19 protein-coding genes and 2 pseudogenes are annotated in these 19196 nt (G+C 62.6%); 10 read left to right on the top strand and 11 right to left on the bottom strand.

Going from position 1 to position 19196, the window contains the following annotated elements; genetic code table 11:
- Positions 1 to 9: 9 nt before the first annotated feature.
- From QFZ94_RS35865 to QFZ94_RS35845, 5 genes and pseudogenes are all read right to left on the bottom strand, one after another.
- On the bottom strand, positions 10 to 549 hold the full coding sequence (locus tag QFZ94_RS35865; RefSeq protein ID WP_429462801.1) for an SRPBCC family protein: 540 nt from the start codon (positions 547 to 549) through the stop codon (positions 10 to 12).
- Between the two features lie 160 nt (positions 550 to 709).
- Entirely contained in the window at positions 710 to 1702 is a 993-nt protein-coding gene (locus QFZ94_RS35860; protein ID WP_429462800.1) for a sugar-binding protein, read from the bottom strand.
- Positions 1703 to 1819: 117 nt separating this feature from the next.
- Positions 1820 to 2815 carry an ABC transporter permease gene (locus QFZ94_RS35855; RefSeq protein ID WP_368585709.1) on the bottom strand — a complete coding sequence of 332 codons (996 nt, stop codon included), beginning with the start codon at positions 2813 to 2815 and terminating at the stop codon, positions 1820 to 1822.
- 55 nt (positions 2816 to 2870) lie between these two features.
- The gene (locus QFZ94_RS35850; protein ID WP_410852543.1) at positions 2871 to 3611 is read right to left on the bottom strand and encodes an ATP-binding cassette domain-containing protein; all 741 of its coding nucleotides are present in this window, start codon (positions 3609 to 3611) and stop codon (positions 2871 to 2873) included.
- An 81-nt stretch (positions 3612 to 3692) separates the two neighbouring features.
- Positions 3693 to 3905 (bottom strand): annotated as a pseudogene (locus tag QFZ94_RS35845) (hypothetical protein); the annotation flags it as partial.
- 90 nt (positions 3906 to 3995) lie between these two features.
- On the opposite strand from QFZ94_RS35845, the gene QFZ94_RS35840 reads away from it, so the two are divergent.
- From QFZ94_RS35840 to QFZ94_RS35820, 5 genes are all read left to right on the top strand, one after another.
- The gene (locus QFZ94_RS35840) at positions 3996 to 5177 is read left to right on the top strand and encodes a TIGR03118 family protein (protein ID WP_429462799.1); all 1182 of its coding nucleotides are present in this window, start codon (positions 3996 to 3998) and stop codon (positions 5175 to 5177) included.
- A gap of 302 nt (positions 5178 to 5479) precedes the next feature.
- Positions 5480 to 5758, top strand: coding sequence for a hypothetical protein (locus QFZ94_RS35835; RefSeq protein ID WP_368585706.1), 279 nt, complete (start codon positions 5480 to 5482; stop codon positions 5756 to 5758).
- A 471-nt stretch (positions 5759 to 6229) separates the two neighbouring features.
- Positions 6230 to 6550, top strand: a complete 321-nt coding sequence (locus QFZ94_RS35830) for a hypothetical protein (RefSeq protein WP_429463701.1) — start codon at positions 6230 to 6232, stop codon at positions 6548 to 6550.
- A complete protein-coding gene (locus tag QFZ94_RS35825; protein WP_429462798.1) occupies positions 6550 to 7845 on the top strand; it encodes an MFS transporter in 1296 nt (431 codons plus the stop codon). Before QFZ94_RS35830 ends, QFZ94_RS35825 begins: the two co-directional genes overlap by 1 nt.
- A 43-nt stretch (positions 7846 to 7888) precedes the next feature.
- The gene (locus tag QFZ94_RS35820; RefSeq protein WP_410852546.1) at positions 7889 to 8671 is read left to right on the top strand and encodes a substrate-binding domain-containing protein; all 783 of its coding nucleotides are present in this window, start codon (positions 7889 to 7891) and stop codon (positions 8669 to 8671) included.
- A gap of 31 nt (positions 8672 to 8702) precedes the next feature.
- Here QFZ94_RS35820 and QFZ94_RS35815 read toward each other — a convergent pair.
- The 3 genes and pseudogenes from QFZ94_RS35815 to QFZ94_RS35805 all read right to left on the bottom strand — a co-directional run.
- Positions 8703 to 9002: pseudogene (locus tag QFZ94_RS35815) on the bottom strand (LysR substrate-binding domain-containing protein); the annotation flags it as partial.
- Between the two features lie 88 nt (positions 9003 to 9090).
- Positions 9091 to 9861 (bottom strand): helix-turn-helix transcriptional regulator, encoded by a 771-nt coding sequence (locus QFZ94_RS35810; RefSeq protein WP_410842503.1) that lies wholly within the window; start codon positions 9859 to 9861, stop codon positions 9091 to 9093.
- A gap of 74 nt (positions 9862 to 9935) precedes the next feature.
- A complete protein-coding gene (locus QFZ94_RS35805) occupies positions 9936 to 10907 on the bottom strand; it encodes an ornithine cyclodeaminase family protein (protein ID WP_429462797.1) in 972 nt (323 codons plus the stop codon).
- 239 nt (positions 10908 to 11146) lie between these two features.
- On the opposite strand from QFZ94_RS35805, the gene QFZ94_RS35800 reads away from it, so the two are divergent.
- Entirely contained in the window at positions 11147 to 11935 is a 789-nt protein-coding gene (locus tag QFZ94_RS35800; protein ID WP_429462796.1) for an ABC transporter substrate-binding protein, read from the top strand.
- 97 nt (positions 11936 to 12032) lie between these two features.
- Positions 12033 to 13277 (top strand): NAD(P)/FAD-dependent oxidoreductase, encoded by a 1245-nt coding sequence (locus tag QFZ94_RS35795; protein ID WP_429462795.1) that lies wholly within the window; start codon positions 12033 to 12035, stop codon positions 13275 to 13277.
- A 410-nt stretch (positions 13278 to 13687) separates the two neighbouring features.
- On the opposite strand, the gene QFZ94_RS35790 is transcribed toward QFZ94_RS35795, so the two are convergent.
- The gene (locus QFZ94_RS35790; RefSeq protein WP_429463639.1) at positions 13688 to 14968 is read right to left on the bottom strand and encodes an MFS transporter; all 1281 of its coding nucleotides are present in this window, start codon (positions 14966 to 14968) and stop codon (positions 13688 to 13690) included.
- A 95-nt stretch (positions 14969 to 15063) separates the two neighbouring features.
- On the opposite strand from QFZ94_RS35790, the gene QFZ94_RS35785 reads away from it, so the two are divergent.
- Positions 15064 to 16053 carry a LysR family transcriptional regulator gene (locus QFZ94_RS35785; RefSeq protein ID WP_429462794.1) on the top strand — a complete coding sequence of 330 codons (990 nt, stop codon included), beginning with the start codon at positions 15064 to 15066 and terminating at the stop codon, positions 16051 to 16053.
- Between the two features lie 47 nt (positions 16054 to 16100).
- The gene (locus QFZ94_RS35780) at positions 16101 to 16301 is read left to right on the top strand and encodes a DUF2905 domain-containing protein (protein WP_429462793.1); all 201 of its coding nucleotides are present in this window, start codon (positions 16101 to 16103) and stop codon (positions 16299 to 16301) included.
- A gap of 66 nt (positions 16302 to 16367) precedes the next feature.
- On the opposite strand, the gene QFZ94_RS35775 is transcribed toward QFZ94_RS35780, so the two are convergent.
- On the bottom strand, positions 16368 to 17495 hold the full coding sequence (locus QFZ94_RS35775; protein WP_429462792.1) for an aldo/keto reductase: 1128 nt from the start codon (positions 17493 to 17495) through the stop codon (positions 16368 to 16370).
- A gap of 462 nt (positions 17496 to 17957) precedes the next feature.
- Here QFZ94_RS35775 and QFZ94_RS35770 point away from each other — a divergent pair, with 462 nt between their 5' ends.
- On the top strand, positions 17958 to 18116 hold the full coding sequence (locus QFZ94_RS35770) for a hypothetical protein (RefSeq protein WP_410852552.1): 159 nt from the start codon (positions 17958 to 17960) through the stop codon (positions 18114 to 18116).
- Positions 18117 to 18200: 84 nt separating this feature from the next.
- Here the strand turns inward: QFZ94_RS35770 and QFZ94_RS35765 are convergent, their stop codons facing one another.
- Positions 18201 to 19127 carry a LysR family transcriptional regulator gene (locus QFZ94_RS35765; RefSeq protein ID WP_429462791.1) on the bottom strand — a complete coding sequence of 309 codons (927 nt, stop codon included), beginning with the start codon at positions 19125 to 19127 and terminating at the stop codon, positions 18201 to 18203.
- Positions 19128 to 19196: the final 69 nt, after the last annotated feature.

Raw genomic sequence — 19196 nt, 5'->3', positions numbered from 1 at the left:
AAATCCGGGCTACGGCATTGTTTCCAACGCTTTCTTAAGTCGCGCGACTGCCTCGTCGGACTCCTGCTGGATTCGCGTTCGAACGAACAGGACATTCAACACCGCAAACCATAGTGTCGGCGCGCGGTACACGAACTCGCGCACGAATCGTGTTCCTGACGCTACGGGCGTCAACGCGTAGCTCACTGTGCCTGCAGGCTTCCCGTCTATCGTGCCGACAATGGCCCATTTGTGCGGACGGTCCCGTACGGAAACGGTCCACAGGACGCTTCCCCGGCGACCCGCCACGCGGAATTCTTCAGCAACCTGTTCACCGACGTTTAACGAGTGGTCGACCGCCCCTCTTACCGATAGCGAAGACGGGTGCCAGCTGGGCCAGTGAGCAGGTGTCGTTACGTAGTCGAAAACCACCGCATCCGGTCGCTCGATCGAGGTCACGGTGGCAATCCTCGTCGTAAGATTGACCGACCCAGGCAACGGGACGGCAAGCAGTGCAGCGACCACGATGACTGCCAGGAGCGCGCTCATCCATTTCGATGGCCATTTCATCCGGGACTCGCGAAGTATGCTCCGTGCGCCGATAGGATCTGGCGTCAACGGCGCAACTTACAATCAAGGCACGATCGGGGCTTACTACTTGCTATCCAGACGAACTGGCTGCGCAATCCCACATTTTCAGCCGCTTCGTCGTCGCCGTGGTCGCCGGCTTTCAATGCTTCAGGCAAGTGTCGGCGTTCTTCCACGTGCAGACGTCGAGTCCGGTGTGAATGACCGGAGGCACGGACTTCCCTTGCGCGAGGTCGCGCATGACCATCGCGGCGCGGTAGCCCATTTCCTCGGGCCGCTGACCGACGAGCACATTCACCTTGCGGTCCTTGAGCGCCTGCAGTTCGGGCCCGAGCGTGTCAGCCGAGACGATCACGAATTTGCCGTTCTTGATCTTGTCCATGATTGGGGCGACGACCTGCGAAAAGGCCTGCGGAGCAAAGAGCGGCCAGCCGCCCGCCAGTAGAAAGGCGTCGAGACCCGTGGGGTTGGCGGTCAGCGTGTCCTGCATCATCTGATTCGCCTTCGCGGCGTCGTCGTTCACGTAGAGCGGACAGCCACTGATCTCATGCCACCCGTTCTCGCCAGCGAGCTTCGCGATGCCCTTCTTCCCGGAGAGCACATCGCGCGCGCCCTGGGCCCGCTGGTTGATGTTCTCCGCAGCCGGATTGCCCATCACGAGGCAGACATTGCCGCCTTTCGGCATCAGCATCTTCAGCTGCTCGCCGAGCTTGGCGCCCAGCTCGTAGTTGTCGGTGCCGACATAGCTTTTGCGCAGTGACGCATCCTTCGGCAGCAAGTCGGCATCCGCGGTGATGACCGGGACCGATCCGCCGCGGCGGCGCAGCACCTCCGCCACGGCCGGCGCGTTCGCGGGCGAGATCGCCATGCTCGCGACGCCCTTGGTCAGCAGGTCGTCGATGATCTGCACTTGCGCGCTCTCGTCGGCCGCGGTCGCGGGACCGGTGTAATAACAGTTGTAGCCTTGCTTGTTGAGTTCCTTGTTCGCCCGTTCGCATCCCTGATGCATCAGGTCGAAGTACGGGTTGTCGAGACCCTTCACGACCAGCGCAAGGGTCTTATCGGCCGCAAAGCCCGGGGACGCCAGCATCGCGAGTCCTCCAGCCGCAGCAAGACACATCAACAGTTTTTTCATGGCTTCCTCCTGTTGGGCGCCGGCTCTGCGGTACCCATGTCGGCTTACACAGTCTTCGTAACGCGTCCCGCCTCCCGCGGCACCGGTCCGGAAGCGGCCGGTGCGTCCACAGACATTTCAATCCCCTTGCCGCTCGCCACCGAGCCGGTTGAAGAGCACCGCGACGACAATGAAGCTGCCGACGACAGTGCCCTGCCAGAACGCGTCGACGCCGAGCAGGATCAGGCTGTTGCGGATGACCTCGATGAGCGCCGCGCCGACGATCGTGCCGAAAGCGCTGCCAACCCCGCCGATCAGATTGGTGCCACCGACCACGGTGGCCGCGATCACGCGCAGCTCGTCGCCGGTACCGAGGCCGGTCGTGACTGCGCCTAGCCAGCCGACTTCGAGAATCGCCGCGACGCCCGCCATGAGGCCACAGAGCACGTAGACGCTACAAACGATGCGGCGCACCGGTACGCCGGTGAGAGTCGCCGCATGACGGTTGCCGCCGATCGCGAAGACGTAGCGGCCCCAGCGCGTCCAGCCGAACGCGAACCAGAACAACAGCCCAAGCAGGATCAGGAACCACACCGGATTGGCGACGCCGAGCGTCGCGCCGCCGCCGAGCGTGAGGAGTTTGCTGCCGTCGGGGCCGAAATCGAAAATGGTCCGGCTGCGGGAAATCACGAGTGCGAGGCTGCGGCCGACGCTCAGCATCGCGAGCGTCACGACGAAAGGCTGCATGCCGAGATAGGCGATGAGCAGGCCGTTGACGAGGCCGACCAGCCCGGCGGTCAACAGTCCCATGCCGATGCCGGCCCAGATCGGGTAGCCCGCGTTCATGACGACCGAGAGCACGATACCGCTGATGCCGATGGTCGAGCCGACCGAAATGTCGATGCCGCCCGTGACGATCACCGCCATCATTCCTAGCGCCACGATGGCGACGAAGGCGAAGTTTCGCGTAACGTTGAACAGATTCTCGGAAGTCGCGAAGGTCGAGGTCGCAATCGACAGGGCGATACAGGCGACGATCGTTGCCAGCACGACCCAGAACACCTGGCTTGCGAGTAGTCCCGACCAGCGAGTATGCGTCCTCGCGGACTGTGGATCATCGAGCAATGGCGGCATTGTGGGGGGCCTTCGCGACGCGTCGTTCAAAGTGGGGCTCCGATGCAAGGCAGTTTCAGGCAGCGGCGATGGCGCCGGTGATGAGACCAGTCACCTCTTCCGGGGAGGACTCCTCGGTTTTCTTGTCCGCGACCTTGCGCCCGCGCCGCATGACAACCACCCGGTGGGCGACGGCGAATACGTCGGGCATGCGGTGGCTGATGAGGATGACGGCGATGCCGTGTTCGGACAGGCGTTTGATGAGATCGAGCACCTCGGCGACCTGGCGGACGCTGATCGCGGCGGTCGGCTCGTCCATGAGGACGAGCCTCGCTTCAGAGAGGCGTGTGCGGGCGATGGCCACCGCTTGCCGCTGCCCGCCCGACATTTGCCTGACGAGGTCGCGCGGGCGCGTCTCGGACTTCAGTTGCTTGAACAGATCACCCGCACGCCGATACATGGTCGCGTGATCGAGCACGCGGACAGGTCCGAACCCGATCCGCAGTTCGCGGCCAAGAAAGACGTTGGCGGCTGCGGTCAGATTGTCGCAAAGCGCGAGGTCCTGATAGACGACCTCGATGCCGCGCGCGCGGGCGTCGATCGGTTTGGTGAAATGCACGGGCTTTCCATCGATGAGCATTTCACCGTGCGAAGGCGGAAAGTTACCGGCGACCACCTTCACCAATGTCGATTTGCCGGCCCCGTTATCGCCCATGAGGCCGACCACCTCGCCCGGCTCCAGGCTGAGCGTCACGTCGATCAGGGCCTGAATGGCGCCGAAATGTCTGGAAACGCCTCTGAGCTCAAGAAGACTCATAGACTGTCGCGTTCGCTGGGGTGGAGGCGCCCACTGCATTGGCTGGGCGGCCAGTAGACATACGAGCTAGGTAGATGTTTTTTAGTGCACGATGGGGGTTTTAGCAAGGCACTTTAGCCACCTGCCGAACTCGCTCATTTGTCGTGCCCGCTTCACTTCATCGCTATGCAGATAGATCGTCGTTGTCGACGCTGAAGGGTGCCGCAGGTTGTCCAGCACGATGCTCAGTTCCGTGCCGCCTCCCGGCGCATGCGTCGCGTGAGTGTGGCGCATCCAGTGCGGACTTTCGCACCGCTCGGAATTCTTCGTGTAGAGCGGGAATATTCGAACTCCTGCGGTCGTTTAGCTTGCGGCGATGTCTCGCCAGTGACGAGGAGGGTAGCTATGTCTCAGATCTCGCGTGGTCTCAAAGCGGCGGCTGCGATCGCGCTCGCCGCCGGTTTCACAATCGGGTATGCCGCTGCTGATGACGCCTATGTCGTCACACCGCTCGTGTCCAACGTGGCAGGCGCAGCCCCGAAAGTCGACGGTGTCCTGCAGAACGCCTGGGGTATTGCCTTTAGTCCGGCAGGAAGTCCATTCTGGATCAACGACAATGCCACCGGCTGCTCCACGCTATATGACGGCGCGGGGACCAAGGTGACGACGCTGCAGGTCGCGATCCCGCTGCCAGGCAACGTCATACCGGGCGGCGCCTGTCATCCCGTCCTTCCCAAGTCGCCACCGAATCCCACGCCCGCGGCGCCAACCGGGATTGTGTGGAATCCCTCGTCTGCGTTTCTCGTGCCAGGCACCAAGATCCCGGCCGTGTTCATCTTCGCAACTGAAGATGGCACGATTTCCGCTTGGGCCGGTGGGTTGAATCCGCCGAATAACGCCGTGATCGCGGTCGATAACTCTTCCAATCCCTCCGCGGACAGCGGGGCTGTCTACAAGGGGCTCGTCTTCGGAGTCAATGCGCAAGGCGGATTCCTGTTTGCGACGAACTTCCGTTCGGGTCGGATCGATGTATTTGGGCCGAACGGTTCAGACGGCCAGTTCACGGCTGCGACGACCGACGGCGGCTTCGTCGACCCGAACATCCCTGCCGGCTATGCCCCGTTCGGTATCGCGAATATCGATGGGGATCTTTTCGTCACCTACGCAAAGCAGAACAAAGAGAAGCACGACGACGATGCAGGACGCGGTCGTGGATTCGTCGACGTATTCGATACCGACGGCCACCTGCTGCGTCGCTTTGCAAGCCGAGGGACGCTCGACTCGCCATGGGGGATCGCCCGTGCATCGTTTGCGTTCGGCCGCTTCAGCGGCAAGATTCTCATTGGCAACTTCGGCGATGGTCGAATCAATGTCTTCGGCAATGACGGCGCTTTCGTCGATCAGTTGGAGAATGAGTTCGGCAATCCACTGGCAATCGACGGTCTGTGGACTCTGACACTCGGTGGCGGCCGCAATTCGAGCCCGGACACGCTGTACTTCTCGGCCGGTCCTAACAAGGAGACCAATGGACTTTTCGGGATCATCGCTCCGGTAAGAGGCTCCAGGGAGCGAGTCGCTGACCATTGACGATATTCAAGTTCGAGACGAAGGACCTCATCTCAGCCGGTCGCGGGACTCACCAGACGCGACCGGCTGTTATTGATCCGTGGTGCCCGAAGGCAATCCACTGGATCGAATGGTCTACACTTTATTCATTGCATCGATGCAGCCGCTGCGGATAGGCCATCCAGGACCATAACAGCGGCACCGACACGCAAAACGCGCCACCTGTCACGCAATATATGCCATCGGGTGACGACGCCACCATGCCAACGGCTGTGAATAGCGGTGGCGAGTATTGAGAGAACGGGGTATGGCAGGTTTGCCTCATGAAGGCCAAGTTTCTCTTTGCCGTGCTGCTGCTCGGCGCGATAGATTGCGCCGCGGATCCAGGTTATTACAACACGTGCGCGGCGTATCCGGCTTATCCGTGTGAGTTCTATGCCGGCTGTCCGTCTCGCGGCCAGCCATGCGTATTCCTTGGCGGCGGTGTCCGCCGCTTCCACGACTTTGACCATGGCGACGGCTTTCACCATGGGTTCCACGGTCGCAGCACTCAGTTCGAGCAGGGCGGGGGCCACAGCGGCGGTCACGGCGCACGCAACTAGGCACCGGCACATTTCTATCGATGAAAACCGCCCATCAAAAATGGGAGCACTGCCCAGTTGTCGCTATAACTTGTCTTCGTAGCATTGCCGCCGGTCGCGACGTTGGGAATTCAGCCACAAATAACGAGGTGGTCCGGTCATTCATGAGGGCGGATCAGAGGCAGCAGCTCGGCCATTACGGTCATTGGCCGAGTGCCAAAGGCCGCTATGCGTTGGCGATTCAACCGGTCGATGCATGGGCATTGATAACGTCCATGCATCAATGATTCCAGAAATCGCACTTCTACTCTTGGTCTTCTTGCGCAACTATGCGTCATCAGAAGCCCGAGAAAACGGTTCAAAAGCACAGCGCGAAGTGATCCAGTGCGCACTCAAGGCCGATGCGTGGATGCAATCGGGCGGACGCGCAGGTCGCGGCGCGTATCGGCGCGCGCGAGGCGCACCCGCAAGCGCGCGTGGCATAAGGAGAGCGTGCTCAAGATTCTGGGCGGCGAATCGTCGGAGGTGACGCCGGTGAGCCATGCGTTTTCGGGCACGAACGTCGTGTTCGGCACGGCGCCTGGCAAAGGCGGACAGGTGCGTCAATGTCGACGCAGTGATAAGCCTCTGACGGTCGCCGCCGTGCTCGCGTTGCGCGGCTCGGTGGCGACGGCAGGGGCCGAGATTGATAACGGTATAACATCAATCGTTCCGAAAATTGCACTTATCGTTTTGCCGCCTCCGGGCGAATATTGCCAGAACCACAATCGGCCGGACCACCGCGTCTTTTCAAGATTTCAGGAGACACCTTGATGCACCCCTCGACTAACCTTTCGACCGGACGTTCGAAGGCCGCCGCAGTTTTCCGTGTAACGGCCGGAAATTTCCTGGAGCAGTTCGACTTCTTCCTGTTCGGCTTCTACGCCACGCAGATCGCCAAGGTTTTCTTTCCCGCCCACAGCGAGTTCGCCTCGTTGATGATGACGTTCGCCGTGTTCGGGGCCGGCTTCCTGATGCGGCCGCTGGGCGCGATCGTGCTCGGCGCCTACATCGACGACGTCGGCCGCCGCAAGGGCCTCATCGTCACGCTTTCCATCATGGCGAGCGGCACGATCCTGATCGCGTTCGTACCGGGCTACGCGACGATCGGACTCCTGGCGCCCGCGCTCGTGCTGCTCGGACGGCTGCTGCAGGGCTTCTCGGCGGGCGCGGAGCTGGGCGGTGTGTCGGTGTATCTTGCCGAGATGGCCACGCCCGGCCGCAAAGGGTTTTTCACGAGCTGGCAGTCCGCGAGCCAACAGGTGGCGATCGTCGTCGCCGCGGGCCTCGGCTTCGCGCTCAATCAGTGGCTGAGCGCATCGGCCATCGCAGCCTGGGGTTGGCGCGTGCCGTTCCTGGTGGGCTGCATGATCGTGCCGTTCATCTTCATGCTGCGTCGCAATCTGGAGGAAACGCAGGAGTTCAAGGCGCGCCAGCATCGTCCGACCATGAAGGAAGTATTCGGCACGCTGGTCCAGAACTGGGCCGTCGTCGTCGCAGGCATGATGCTGGTGGCGATGACCACCACGAGCTTTTACCTCATCACGGTCTACGCGCCGACCTTCGGCAAGACGGTCCTGCACCTGAGCACCGCCGACAGCCTGCTCGTGACGCTGTGTGTGGGCGTATCGAACTTCGTGTGGCTGCCGGTCGGCGCTGCGCTCTCCGACAAGCTCGGCCGCCGGCCGCTCCTCGTCGCCATGACGGTGCTCGCGATCGCGACCGCCTACCCGGCACTGTCGCTGCTCGCTCACGCGCCTAGCTTCGTCAACATGCTGCTCGTCCTCCTTTGGCTCTCGTTCATGTACGGCATCTATAACGGCGCGATGGTCGTCGCGCTCACGGAAGTGATGCCGGTGCAGGTGCGCGTTGCCGGCTTCTCGCTCGCCTACAGTCTCGCGACGGCCGTGTTCGGAGGCTTCACGCCCGCGATCTCGACGGCGCTTATTCATATGACTGGCGACAAGGCCGCGCCCGGATACTGGATGAGCCTCGCCGCAGCGTGCGCGCTTCTGGCGACGTTCGCGCTCTATCGCCGCCGCGCAGTGTCGCTGACGCCGGCGCACTGATGCGCTTCCCCCGCATCCATCGCAACCGCACACGACCTTAACCATGAGAAATCTGCTTCTGAAACTTTGCGCGGCGGCGCTCGTCGCAAGCTCGGCCGCTGCGGCGAACGTGCAGGCCGCCGACCTGCACGTCATGAGTTCCGGCGGCTTTACCGCCGCGTACAAGGTGCTCGGCCCGAGGTTCGCGTCCGAGACGGGCAACACGCTCGACACCGCGCTCGGACCCTCGATGGGCAAATCGCCCGAAGCGATCCCCAACAGGCTCGAGCGCGGCGAGCCCGCGGACGCCGTCATCATGGTCGGCTACGCACTCGACGAGCTGATCAAGCAAGGCAAGGTCATCCCCGGATCGCGGGTAGAGCTGGCCGATTCGCGCATCGGCATGGTCGTGCGCGAAGGGGCGGCGAAGCCCGACATCGGCTCCCCCGAGGGTCTCAGGCAGACCCTGTTGCAGGCGAAGTCGATCGCCTACTCGGACAGTGCGAGCGGCGTCTATATCGAGCGAGAGCTGTTCAAGAAGCTGGGCATCGAGGACCAGGTCCGGTCGAAGGCGAAGATGATCCCGCGGATTCCGGTGGCGTCGGTGGTGGCAAGCGGGGACTACGAAATCGGCTTCCAGCAGGTGAGCGAATTGCTGCCCGTCCAGGGCGCCACGTTCGTCGGCAAGATTCCCGAGTCTCTGCAGTCCGTCACGCGTTTCGCCGCCGGCATTCCCGTCGGTGCGCTGCATCCGAAGGAAGCGAAGGCGCTTCTCGACTATCTTGCTTCACCCGGTGTACAGGCAGAAGTGAAATCGACCGGGCTCGATTCCGTCCTGGCGCATTGAGGCGGAACCACGGGAAGGCTTGTCTGAAACGTCACGATGCGGTCTTCCTTCCTGTCTTGACTGTCGCCGTTACGTTATTGCTCACGGCATCACCGCTTGCGGCTCCGGCGCGCTTCATCTCGATGATCGTCCGATGAAACTCCTGTGCGGCCGGTGTGAGCGGCCGTCCGCGCCGTCTTACGATTCCCACGCGTCGTTTCACCACCGGTTCGACGAGCGGCACACTCGTGAGGATCGGGTGGTCATGTCCGGGCATGGCCATCGACGGCACGGCGGCGACGCCGAGCCCCGCTTCGATTAACCCGAGCATGGTCGTTACGTGTCGCGACTCGGTGCCGCGACGGCAGCTTCAGCACGGCGGGGAGACCGCGCGGATGGCCGTTCGCCATCGTGTGGATTTCGGTGTTGTCTGCCCCGTATCAGCTCGCCGCGCCTCGCAAATCTCTAATATGCTGATAGACGGTGGCACGTCCCATCCCCAACACATTCGCGACGTAGTTGGCAGCGCTCTTCCCCTTGAACGCCCCTTCGGCCCACAGCGCTTCGACGATCTCGCGACGATGGTCGCGAGTCAGCGAATTCAGCGCCAACTGACGTTCCTGGAGCCACGTGTGAAGGAACGTGTTGATGCGTTCCTGCCAGTCGTCCTTGAACAGCTCTTCGGGCTGCTTCACCACGCCGGCGCCGGAGATCACACGATCGATCACATGTTTGATGTCTTCGAAGACGGCGATGTTGTAGTTCACGCACATCACGCCGACAGCGCTGCCGGCATCGTCGAACAACACCGTGCTGACGCACCGCATCCTCCTCCCATCCCAATTGATTTTTTCATACGGCCCGACGGTACCGGACTCCGCGGAATGGTCGATCTCTTCCAACGCGGAGTCGTCGCCGAGTTCGCGTTTCGACAGATTATTGGCGATGTAGGCGATCGTTTGACTTTGCAGGTCATGAATGACGATTTCGACGTACGGGAAAAACAACAGCGCAATGCCATCGGCGACGCGGCTGTAGCGGTCCAGAAGTAGCCGACGTGCGGCCGTTGTCTTGGGCTTTCGCATAGGGAGAGATGCTTGCAGCTTTCTGAAGGTCCACTTGGGTGGGCGTCGGTATGGAAGGTCCGAAAACGTTCGGCATTTTGCCACGAGCGATGCGGTACTTCTGCTCGATGGCACGACGACCCGCATGTCGGCGAAGACCCTTTGCCATTGCTCCGGCGGCATGGCGCGATCTGGCGCGTCGGCAAGATCGTGGGGGTTACTTACGTGCCCGCGCGAGCAGTCAGATATTTGAACAGTTCATAGGCAATCGCGACGTCTTCAAGACCCAGCCCGATCGAGCGGAAAAACACGTGCTTTCGATAGGACGGTTTGATCGCTTCGCCGCACATGAGTTCGGCGAGATCGCCCAGCACGGCTTCGGGACGCCAGCCATGGTATTCGGAAGCGAGCTTCATCTCGCCCGCGCTGGCTGGGGTGGTGCGGCGGTAGTCGCAATAGACGTCCATGTCGGCGAGCCATGCGGGCGGAATCTCATGAGCGTTCGCCACGTTGGTGCTGATAGACGTGATGAGCGCTGGCTTGTCGAGCATGTTTTCGTGCAGCACCGGGGTGCCGGACGAGGTACACAGCGCAACGACGTCGGCGTCGGCGACACAGTCTTCGATCCTTGTACAGATGGAGACTCTTTCATCGAGCGCTGCGAGCTGCACACGTTTTTCGGTGTCGTTCGCAAGCCCGGGCGAAAACACCCGGATCGACTGCCACGGCCGCGTCGACGCGAGATGGCGCAAATGAGCCTGTCCGACCGCCCCCGCGCCGACAATCGCGAGCCGGCGCGCATGATCGGCGGCGAGTTGCTGCACCGCGAGTGCGGTCGCTCCGGCGGTGCGCTCGATCGTCAGCAGACCCGAATCACACAACATCAGCGGTTGCCCCGTTTCCATCGACATCAATGCCGTCCACGCGGTAATGATCGGCTTCGCCTGCGTGACGATGTATGGCGACAGCTTCGCGCCGAACACCTTCGCGTCCGCCATCACGCCCAGATATGTGATGAAGTCGCCAGCGTTCTGCGGGAAAAGAGTCAGCGTCTGCGGAGGCTGCACTGCCATGTGGCTTCCGAGCGCGCGAAACATCTGCGCCAGCACGCTGCGCACGTCGAGGTGAGGAAGCGCCTCGCGAACGGTTTGCTGGTCGACGATCAGGGGCATTGCGTTTTCTGACTGGATCATTGAACTGCGCTCCACAACGGTGCCGGTGCTCCGGCGGTCAGATGATTCTAAGTCAAACTGTCCAGTCTGGACATTTATTTTGAAAATTGCTTGCTTTTATATCTGTCCAGAATAGACTGTCAATCCAGAGCACGTGTAAGGCCGGCGCGTCATCTGCCTCATGCGATGTCTCGGAGCGGGCCGGTCAACCGTCGCGCATGCCCTCAATTGTCGTCGCCCAAATATCCAGGGGACCTCTTATGTTTCGGAAGCTTCAACTTTCACTTATCGTCGCTGCTGCATTGGCGGGCTCGCTAGGGACCGTCGGCGCGCAGGCTCAGGACACTTTGCGCTTCGGCATCGAGGCAGCCTACCCGCCGTTCGAAAGCAAGTCGCCGAGCGGGCAACTGCAGGGCTTCGACGTCGACGTCGGCAATGCGGTCTGCACGAAGCTGGGCGTGAAGTGCGTGTGGGTCGAAAATGCGTTCGATGGACTGATTCCCGCGTTGGAAGCCCGTAAATTCGACGTGATCAATTCCGCGATGAACATCACGGACAAGCGCAAGCAATCGATTGAATTCACGAAGCCGATCTATATCGTGCCGATCGTGATGGTGGCCCGACGTGGCTCCGGCCTGTTGCCCGACGTGAAAAGTCTGCAAGGCAAACGGGTCGGCGTGTTGCAGGGGTCGTCGCAGGAGGATTTCCTCAAAGCTCATTGGGCGAATGCCGGCGTCACGGTCGTGTCGTACCAGGACCAGGATCAGGTCTACGCGGACCTGCTTGGCGGGCGCCTCGACGCTGCCGTTCAGGAAGCGCAAACTGCGCAGGACGGTTTCCTCGGCAAGCCCGAGGGCCACGAGTATGCGGTCGTCGGCAAGCCGCTCAGCGATCCGGCAACGCTCGGCGAAGGCACCGGCTGGGGCTTGCGCAAGGCCGACAAGGCGCTGGTCGCGAAAGTCAATGCCGCGCTCGACGCGCTGAAGAAAGACGGCACGTTGAGCAGTCTTTCGCAGAAGTATTTCAACAACGACATCATCGCGAAGTAACGAGTCCACGAGCCGGCGCCAGAGGTTTCTCGCCGGCTCGCTGCGCAAAATGCGGCAGCCCGGCGTCCAGTCCTGATAGAAAAAGCGAAGCGAGTTTATGGATTTCGATGTGATAGTGCTGGGCGCTGGGATTGTCGGCGTATCGTCCGCGCTGCAGTTGCAGGATCGCGGCCGCCGGGTGGCACTGGTTGATCGGCGCGCTCCGGGCGAAGAGACCAGCTTCGGCAACGCGGGGCTGATTGAAAGCTCGTCGGTCGTTCCCTACGGTTTTCCGCGCGATTTCGGCACCTTGCTGCGCTATGCGAAGAATCGTTCGACCGACCTGTACTGGGACTATCGGGCGTTGCCGCACTTTGCGAGCTGGCTCGCGCGCTTCTGGTGGGAATCGTCGCCCGAGCGATTGATGGCCGCCGCGCGCGACATGTTGCCGTTGATCCAGCAAAGCGTAGCTGAACACGATCGGCTCATCGAGCGCGCGCAACTCGGCCATCTCATTCGCGACAGCGGCTGGATCGACGCCTATCGCACCCCAGCGGAATTTTCGCGGCAGGCGGCGGCCGCCGCATTGACTGTCAGGACCTATGGCTTGCGGGTCGCGGTGCTGGATTCGGCGGCGCTGGCCGCGCGCGAGCCGGGCCTCGCGGACGGCTTTTGTGGCGCGTTGCATTGGCAGGACCCGAAAAGCATCGTCAATCCCGGGGCACTGACTACAGGTTATGCGAGTCTTTTCGAAGCGGGCGGCGGAACGGTGCTCACCGGCGACGCCGCCACGCTAACGGCGCAAGCGGGCGCGTGGAGCGTTCAAACATCGTCGGGCCGGATCAGCGCTAAAGAAGTCGTGGTGGCGCTCGGTTCATGGTCTGACCGCGTTTTCGCGCCGCTTGGTTACCGCATTCCTTTGCGCGCGAAGCGCGGTTATCACATGCACTACCGTCCTACCCGCCAGATGCTGTCGATGCCATTCGTCGACGCGGAGCAGGGCTACGTGGTGGCGCCGATGGAAGGGCGGTTGCGGCTGACCACGGGGGTCGAGATCGCGCGGCGTGACGCGAGGCCGACGGGCATCCAGCTCGAACGCGCGGAGCGCATTGCCAGGCCGAGCTTCGGTCTCGGTGAGCGACTCGACGCGAGTCCGTGGCTCGGCCTGCGTCCTTGCACACCCGATATGCGCCCCGTCATTGGGCGCGCGCCGCGTCATCGCGGGTTGTGGTTTGCATTCGGTCATAACCACCATGGCTTGACCCTGGGGCCCGTCACCGGTCGACTGCTGGCGGAGATGATGACCGGGGCACCGACCTGTGCGGATGCGCGTCCGTTTCGGGCTGAACGGTTCCGTGGTTAGCGGCGGGAATGCGCCCGGCCTGAAGATCTGGTTGGGTGGATCGGCCACTATGAAACACGTTCCATTCAGGATGGAGATCGAGAGTGTCTTTGCATGGCGTTGTGTTCAGTTCAAAGTTGCCCGATTCACTAGCAAAGTGCAGATCATAAAATTCAAGTACCTTTAGTCGAGTAGAACGTCGCGTCAAGTATCGAAACATCTCTGAGCGACTACTCTTGAGAGAACCGAAGGCTGCTCAGGGTCGGCCTATACCTGTTGCATCAAGCACGATACGAGATGACGGTCTCGCTCGATCGTTGGACGCAGTGCGGCCCAATAGCGGCCAAATGATGCACCCATAGCACTACCCTCTTGCGAGCAGACAAGCATTGCTCGCGCCCGGCCACGCGCGTTCAACCGCGTTGCAGATCTCAGGTTCCCACCCGGTTGGAGCGGCCCGCGACACCATAGGCAAAGGCTGCTCCCGCGAATGCAACACCCACGCCACAGACCCCGCGCCACCCCGCGAGAGCCCATCCGGCGCCCGAGAGCGCCGCCCCGAGCGCGCCGCCGACCATGAACGCACCGACGAACAGTCCGTTCAGCCGCCCGCGTGCGGCGGGATTCATGAGATTGACGGCGCGGCGGCCAAGCGTCTGATCGATGACGACGCCTGTGTCGATCGCCGCACCACCGATGACGAGCGCCGCGATCGCGAGCCGGGGGTGGGCCTGCGGAGCGAAGCCCAATCCGCCCGATCCCGCCACGGCGATGAGCACAAGGGCCGCGATGATCAACAGGTGCGCGAACAGCAGCGCACTGCGACCGTGCCCGCGGTCGCCCGCCTGGCCGGCGAGCGGCGTGACGACTGCGCCGCTCGCACCCGCGAGCGCGAAAAGCGCGATCCCGTGCAGGCCGAATTCGAACGGTGGCTGCGCGAGCAGTAGTCCGACCGACGCCCAGAACGCGCTAAACGCCGCCATCGCCAAAGCGGCGGAGATCGCGCGCCGCTGCAGGATGCGTTCACGCGCGAGAAGGGTCCAGAGCGATCGCAGCAAGGCAGCGTAGCGCGTGATTACCGGCGGCGCGCGGTAGGGCAGGCGCCGCATGAGCACACCCGCGAGCAACGCATTGATTAGCGCGCTCGTGCCGTAGAACGCGCGCCAACCGGCCCAAGCCGCGATGACACTGGCGAGCGGCCGCGACAGCAGGATCCCGATCATCAAGCCGCTCATCACGTTGCCCACGGCGCGGCCGCGCTGGGCCTCGGGCGCCATCGACGCGGCCATCGGCACGAGCATCTGGATCACGGTCGATGTCGCGCCCGCGAGGAATAGCGCGGCAAGGCACACCCACGCCGAACGCGCGAACATCGGCACAGCGAGGAGCAATGCGCAGCAGAGCAGCGTCCGCACGATCAGGCGGCGGTTCTCGATCAGATCGACCAACGGAACGAGAAGCACGAGCCCAGTGGCGTAGCCGAGCTGCGGCAGCATCGACACGAGGCCGCCGAGCGCATGGGGAAGATTCAGCGTGGCGGCAATCGGGCCGGTGAGCGGCTGCGCGGCGAACAGGTTGATGATGATGAGACCGACTACAGTGCCGAAAAAAACCGTCATCGGCGTGGTGAGCTGGCCGGCCTGGCGCTCGTCGGCGCGTTCAGCGTGCGGCTGGCCGACGCTGCAGGATGAAAGATCTGCGGGGCGGTCCATGACGACGCTCCGGTTGAAGGACTTGTGGTCTATGCTAGAAGCTGCTTCGTTATGCGACAATTGAAACATCTTGATAATGATTATGCGAGATTGTTTTGAATACGCGTGATCTCCAGGCGTTCGTGGCCGTCGTTGAATGTGGGTCGATCGTCGGTGCAGCCGAACGGCTCCATCTAACCCAGCCCGGCCTGACGCGCCGCATCCAGAGCCTCGAAAGCACGCTGGCTCTTGCGCTGCTCGACCGTCAGGCAAAGCCGCTCAAGCCGACCGCTGCCGGGCGGGAGGTCTACCTGCTTGCGCGTAACGTGCTCGGCGCCGTCGACGAACTGCTGGCCGTCGCTTCCCCCGACAGCGAGCCGGAAGGCGAACTGCGCATCGGCGTGCCGCCGTTCCTCTCCGACCTCGCGCTCGAACAGCCGCTCGACCGCTTGCGCGGCACCTACGCCAAGCTGACGCTGCGTGTGACGGCGGGCTGGTCGCCGCGTCTGCTGCAATCGGTCGAACTGGCGCAGGTCGATGCCGCTGTCGTGTTGATGCCCGGTGATATCGCGCTGCCCGAGGCGTTGGTTGGTACGCGGCTCGCTTTCATGCCGACTGCCGTCGTCGCGGCGCGTTCGCTTGGGCTGCCGAAAGCGCCCGTCACGCTGCAATACCTCGCGCAGCATCCGTGGGTGCTCAACCAGGACGGCTGCGGCATGCGCTCGGCGCTGTCGCGCGCGCTCGCGCGGGCGGGGTTGCCGTTCAACGTCGCCGTCGAGGCTTTCGGCTCCGACTTACAGCTATCGCTTGTCGCGCGGCAACTCGGAATCGGGATCGTCTCGCCGGAAGTGCTTGCGCGCAGCCCGTTTCGCGACGTGTTGCAGGTGATCGATGTCACGGATTTCGAATCAGGCGTCGAGGTCTGGCTCGTCCACCACCCGCTACCGGGACGGCTCGTGCGGCCGATCGCACTCTTGCGCGATTCGCTGGCCGAGGTGCTGCGTGCTCATGGGATGGCTGCGGCGCATTCCTTTGAGCGCGTCGATGGCGCGGCTGTCAGCAGGCGATCCGGGAAGAATGGACGCGGTCGCTTGAGCCATGCTTGATAGGGGACTTCGACATGATTGGTTTTTTTCGTGAGTGACCGGGCACCATGAACCGCTTCCTCGTTATTTTGGGCGTGCTGTGCCTGCTTGCCGGCCTCGGACGGCATTGGTTCGCGCGCATCCCGTTCGGCCGGCTGCCTGGCGACATACATATCGTTCGCGGCGGTATCGATTTCCATTTTCCGATCGTCACGTGCATCGTGATTTCGGTCGTGGTGTCAGTGCTCTTGTGGTTGTTGCGACGGTAAGTGCGCGTTGGCGCCGGTGAAACGGATGCCCCACGCCGTCTAGCTTCCTGTCGCGCGGTGTGCTGCTCACTTGGCGGCGGGCGGCGGCGCGGGCACTCGCTGAAAGTCGGCATGATTCGGCGGTTGTGCGGCCACATCGACCTGTCCGTGAATGCGCGCCTGATGACCATCCGCGAACATGTAGTACGGGAACGGGTGGGGCGGCTCCGAAGCCGCGTCGAGCCTGGCAATCAACTCGGGCGCCAGCACGAAGTCGAGTGCGCCGAGCGATTGTTCGAGCTGCGCCGCCTTCGTCGCGCCGACGACGATGCTCGCAACCCCCCGTTTCTGATACAGCCAGTTCAGGCCGACCTGAGCCATCGGCCGATTCGCAGCGTGCGCGACTGCCTCCAGCTCGGCGACGATCGAAAAGTTGCGCGCGGATAGCTTGTCGAATCCGGGCGGCGGCGCGGTACCTAGCGTCTGCAGGCGACCGCTGCCCGTTACAGCGGTCTGATTCTGGGCGTCTTGCGACGGACGGTATTTGCCCGACAGCACGCCCATGCCAAGCGGGCTCCACGCCACGAGCCCCATGCCGAGGTGTGTGGCGAGGTCGGTGAACTCGTGTTCCGCGTTGCGTTCTATCATCGAGTATTCCAACTGCATTGCAGCGACCGGTTCGAAACCGCGCCAGTCCGCGAGCGTCTGCGCCCGACCGGCATACCACGCTGGCACGTCCGAGAGGCCGACGTAACGGATCTTGCCAGCGCTGACGGCGTCGTCCATGGCGCGCATCACTTCGTCGGCGGGCGTCATGCGGTCCCACGTGTGCAGGTAATAGAGATCGATGTAGTCTGTGCCGAGCCGCCTGAGCGAGCCTTCGAGTGCCCGAAGCAGGTTCTTCCGATGGTTGCCGCCCGCATTCGGGTTGCCGGGCTGCGCGTTGTACGAGTACTTCGTCGCGATCACGAGCCGCTCGCGCATCGCGCGCGCCGCTGTGAAGCGGCCGACCCATTGCTCGCTCGTGCCTTCCGTGTAGAGATCAGCCGTATCGATGAAGTTGCCGCCTGCGTCGACGTATAGATCGAAGAGCCGCTGCGCCGTTGCTTCGTCGGTGCCCCAGCCCCATTCAGTGCCGAACGTCATCGTGCCGAGCGACATCGGGCTCACGCGCAGGCCGGAACGACCGAGCAGGGTATAGCGATCGAGCGACATGACTGTCTCCTCTGGGGCCAGGTAAGCGACCCATTATTGTGCGCGCCTTTCTTGTGCCGCTGTTGACCGCGGCACGGTAGCAGCCACTGTCCAACTTTCATTTGCCCGCAGCAAACGGGCTCACATCCGCACAGATGAGCAATCCAGCCAGCTTCGTGGGCTGGGACTTCAGCCGGAACGGCCCGTGGGTGATGCCGCGCGGGGCCACGCAACCGGTTCTGCGCTGGCAAGTCACCGCGCAATGAATGGTGTGCCCCGGGGCACCTTTGGCTCTCTTTGCATAGGTTTGCTGGGCCGCGCTTTCTGTTTCCTCGCGCGACGCCACGTGGCGACTTCGTGCTGTGTTCGTTTTGCACGGCTACGTTGACTGGTGCACAGACATCCTGTCGAGACGAACTATATTCGTTGATCGAGCCGTCTTCGCTGGCGGGTGGCAATCCGGGTGTGTCAGAGGAGGTTGACGTGGACCAATCGTGGTTGGGTATGGCTGTGGGCCTGATCGTGCTGGTGATGGCCGCGTGTGGCGTGATTTCGCACTACCGCCGCGAACGGCGCCGCGCCGATCTGCTGCGCAACCTTGATCACCACGACTGGTGTCGCTGGACCCGGTCGCGACACTGAGCGTCGTCGCGACCGCGCTCAGAGGGCGGTGCACATGCCCCGGTGCGGACAGCGTCTCCCAGCAAAGCCATCAGCGACCGTGCGTTACGCTGGCCTGGGTCTTCCCAGCGTTTGCGAAGGATGACGATTGCCGAGAAGCTCGACCAGCCGTGTCTCGCATTCGGAAAACGAGTACCCGCGCCGCTGCGAGACCATGAACGTGAGGGGGCGCATGTGCCATGCGCGCCGTTGGAGTTCGACAAGTGTTCCCTTCACGAGGTCTTCCTCGACCAGATGGCGCGGCATGTGCCCCCAGCACAAGCTTCCCCTGAGCAGATCGTGCTTCGCGCCGAGGTCATTCACCCGCCACTGGCGTTCGCTGGCGACCCCCTGTTGGGTCTTGTCCGCATCGGGCTGATTGTCGGTTACGACGAGCTGGATGTGCCGGCCAAATTCCTCCCGCGGGATCGGCCCCGCGATTGAGGCCAGTGGATGGGATGGCGCACAGACGGTCACCATTTGCGCATCACATAGATGCTGCCTTTCTATGGTGCCGGGGCTCAGCTCCGGCACGTCCGTGATCGTCACCGCCAACGCGCACATGCCTTCGCGAACCAAACGCTCGCCGTCCTGCATGGTCGTCATGCGCAGATTGATTGCAACCGTTGGAAAGTCCGCCTGCAAGGTGCGCAGGCATTCGATCAAATGCGCACGCGGAAAGTAGGTATCCACGGCGACCGAGACCTGTGGGACCCCAGCTTCAGCAATGGCAACCGCGCGCATCTTCATTTCCTCTGTGCGCGAGATCACACCGCGAGCATCAGGCAGGAGGCTGCGACCAGCAGCCGTCAGCGTCGCTTTGCGCGTGTTGCGCTCGAACAGCACCACATCGAAGGCGCTTTCGAGCGCGTTGATCGCGTGACTGATCGCCGACTGCGCACGCCTCAGCTCGCGTGCGGCCCCGGAAAAGCTTCCCTGATCACACACGGCGACGAAGGCCCGAAGTTGATTGATCGTGACGTTGTCGAGCATGGCTATCTAAAAACTAGATGAAAAGTATGCATGTTTAGTCAATTGGCTTCATGAATCAAGAGCCGGAGA

The sequence above is a fragment of the Paraburkholderia sp. JPY465 genome, from assembly GCF_050436725.1.
In the GTDB taxonomy this organism is placed as follows: domain Bacteria; phylum Pseudomonadota; class Gammaproteobacteria; order Burkholderiales; family Burkholderiaceae; genus Paraburkholderia; species Paraburkholderia youngii.
The sequence above is the reverse complement of the archived record's forward strand: the minus strand, read 5'-3'. Positions and strand labels throughout refer to the sequence as shown.

Bases quoted from the DNA above. Each gene is read 5' to 3' on its own strand.
- QFZ94_RS35800 (WP_429462796.1), top strand. From the start codon at position 11,147: ATGTTTCGGAAGCTTCAACTTTCACTTATCGTCGCTGCTGCATTGGCG.
- QFZ94_RS35825 (WP_429462798.1), top strand. From the start codon at position 6,550: ATGCACCCCTCGACTAACCTTTCGACCGGACGTTCGAAGGCCGCCGCA.
- QFZ94_RS35860 (WP_429462800.1), bottom strand. From the start codon at position 1,702: ATGAAAAAACTGTTGATGTGTCTTGCTGCGGCTGGAGGACTCGCGATG.
- QFZ94_RS35765 (WP_429462791.1), bottom strand. From the start codon at position 19,127: ATGCTCGACAACGTCACGATCAATCAACTTCGGGCCTTCGTCGCCGTG.
- QFZ94_RS35855 (WP_368585709.1), bottom strand. From the start codon at position 2,815: ATGCCGCCATTGCTCGATGATCCACAGTCCGCGAGGACGCATACTCGC.
- QFZ94_RS35820 (WP_410852546.1), top strand. From the start codon at position 7,889: ATGAGAAATCTGCTTCTGAAACTTTGCGCGGCGGCGCTCGTCGCAAGC.
- QFZ94_RS35840 (WP_429462799.1), top strand. From the start codon at position 3,996: ATGTCTCAGATCTCGCGTGGTCTCAAAGCGGCGGCTGCGATCGCGCTC.
- QFZ94_RS35810 (WP_410842503.1), bottom strand. From the start codon at position 9,861: ATGCGGGTCGTCGTGCCATCGAGCAGAAGTACCGCATCGCTCGTGGCA.
- QFZ94_RS35850 (WP_410852543.1), bottom strand. From the start codon at position 3,611: ATGAGTCTTCTTGAGCTCAGAGGCGTTTCCAGACATTTCGGCGCCATT.
- QFZ94_RS35780 (WP_429462793.1), top strand. From the start codon at position 16,101: ATGAACCGCTTCCTCGTTATTTTGGGCGTGCTGTGCCTGCTTGCCGGC.
- QFZ94_RS35805 (WP_429462797.1), bottom strand. From the start codon at position 10,907: ATGATCCAGTCAGAAAACGCAATGCCCCTGATCGTCGACCAGCAAACC.
- QFZ94_RS35790 (WP_429463639.1), bottom strand. From the start codon at position 14,968: ATGGACCGCCCCGCAGATCTTTCATCCTGCAGCGTCGGCCAGCCGCAC.
- QFZ94_RS35835 (WP_368585706.1), top strand. From the start codon at position 5,480: ATGAAGGCCAAGTTTCTCTTTGCCGTGCTGCTGCTCGGCGCGATAGAT.
- QFZ94_RS35775 (WP_429462792.1), bottom strand. From the start codon at position 17,495: ATGTCGCTCGATCGCTATACCCTGCTCGGTCGTTCCGGCCTGCGCGTG.
- QFZ94_RS35795 (WP_429462795.1), top strand. From the start codon at position 12,033: ATGGATTTCGATGTGATAGTGCTGGGCGCTGGGATTGTCGGCGTATCG.
- QFZ94_RS35865 (WP_429462801.1), bottom strand. From the start codon at position 549: ATGAAATGGCCATCGAAATGGATGAGCGCGCTCCTGGCAGTCATCGTG.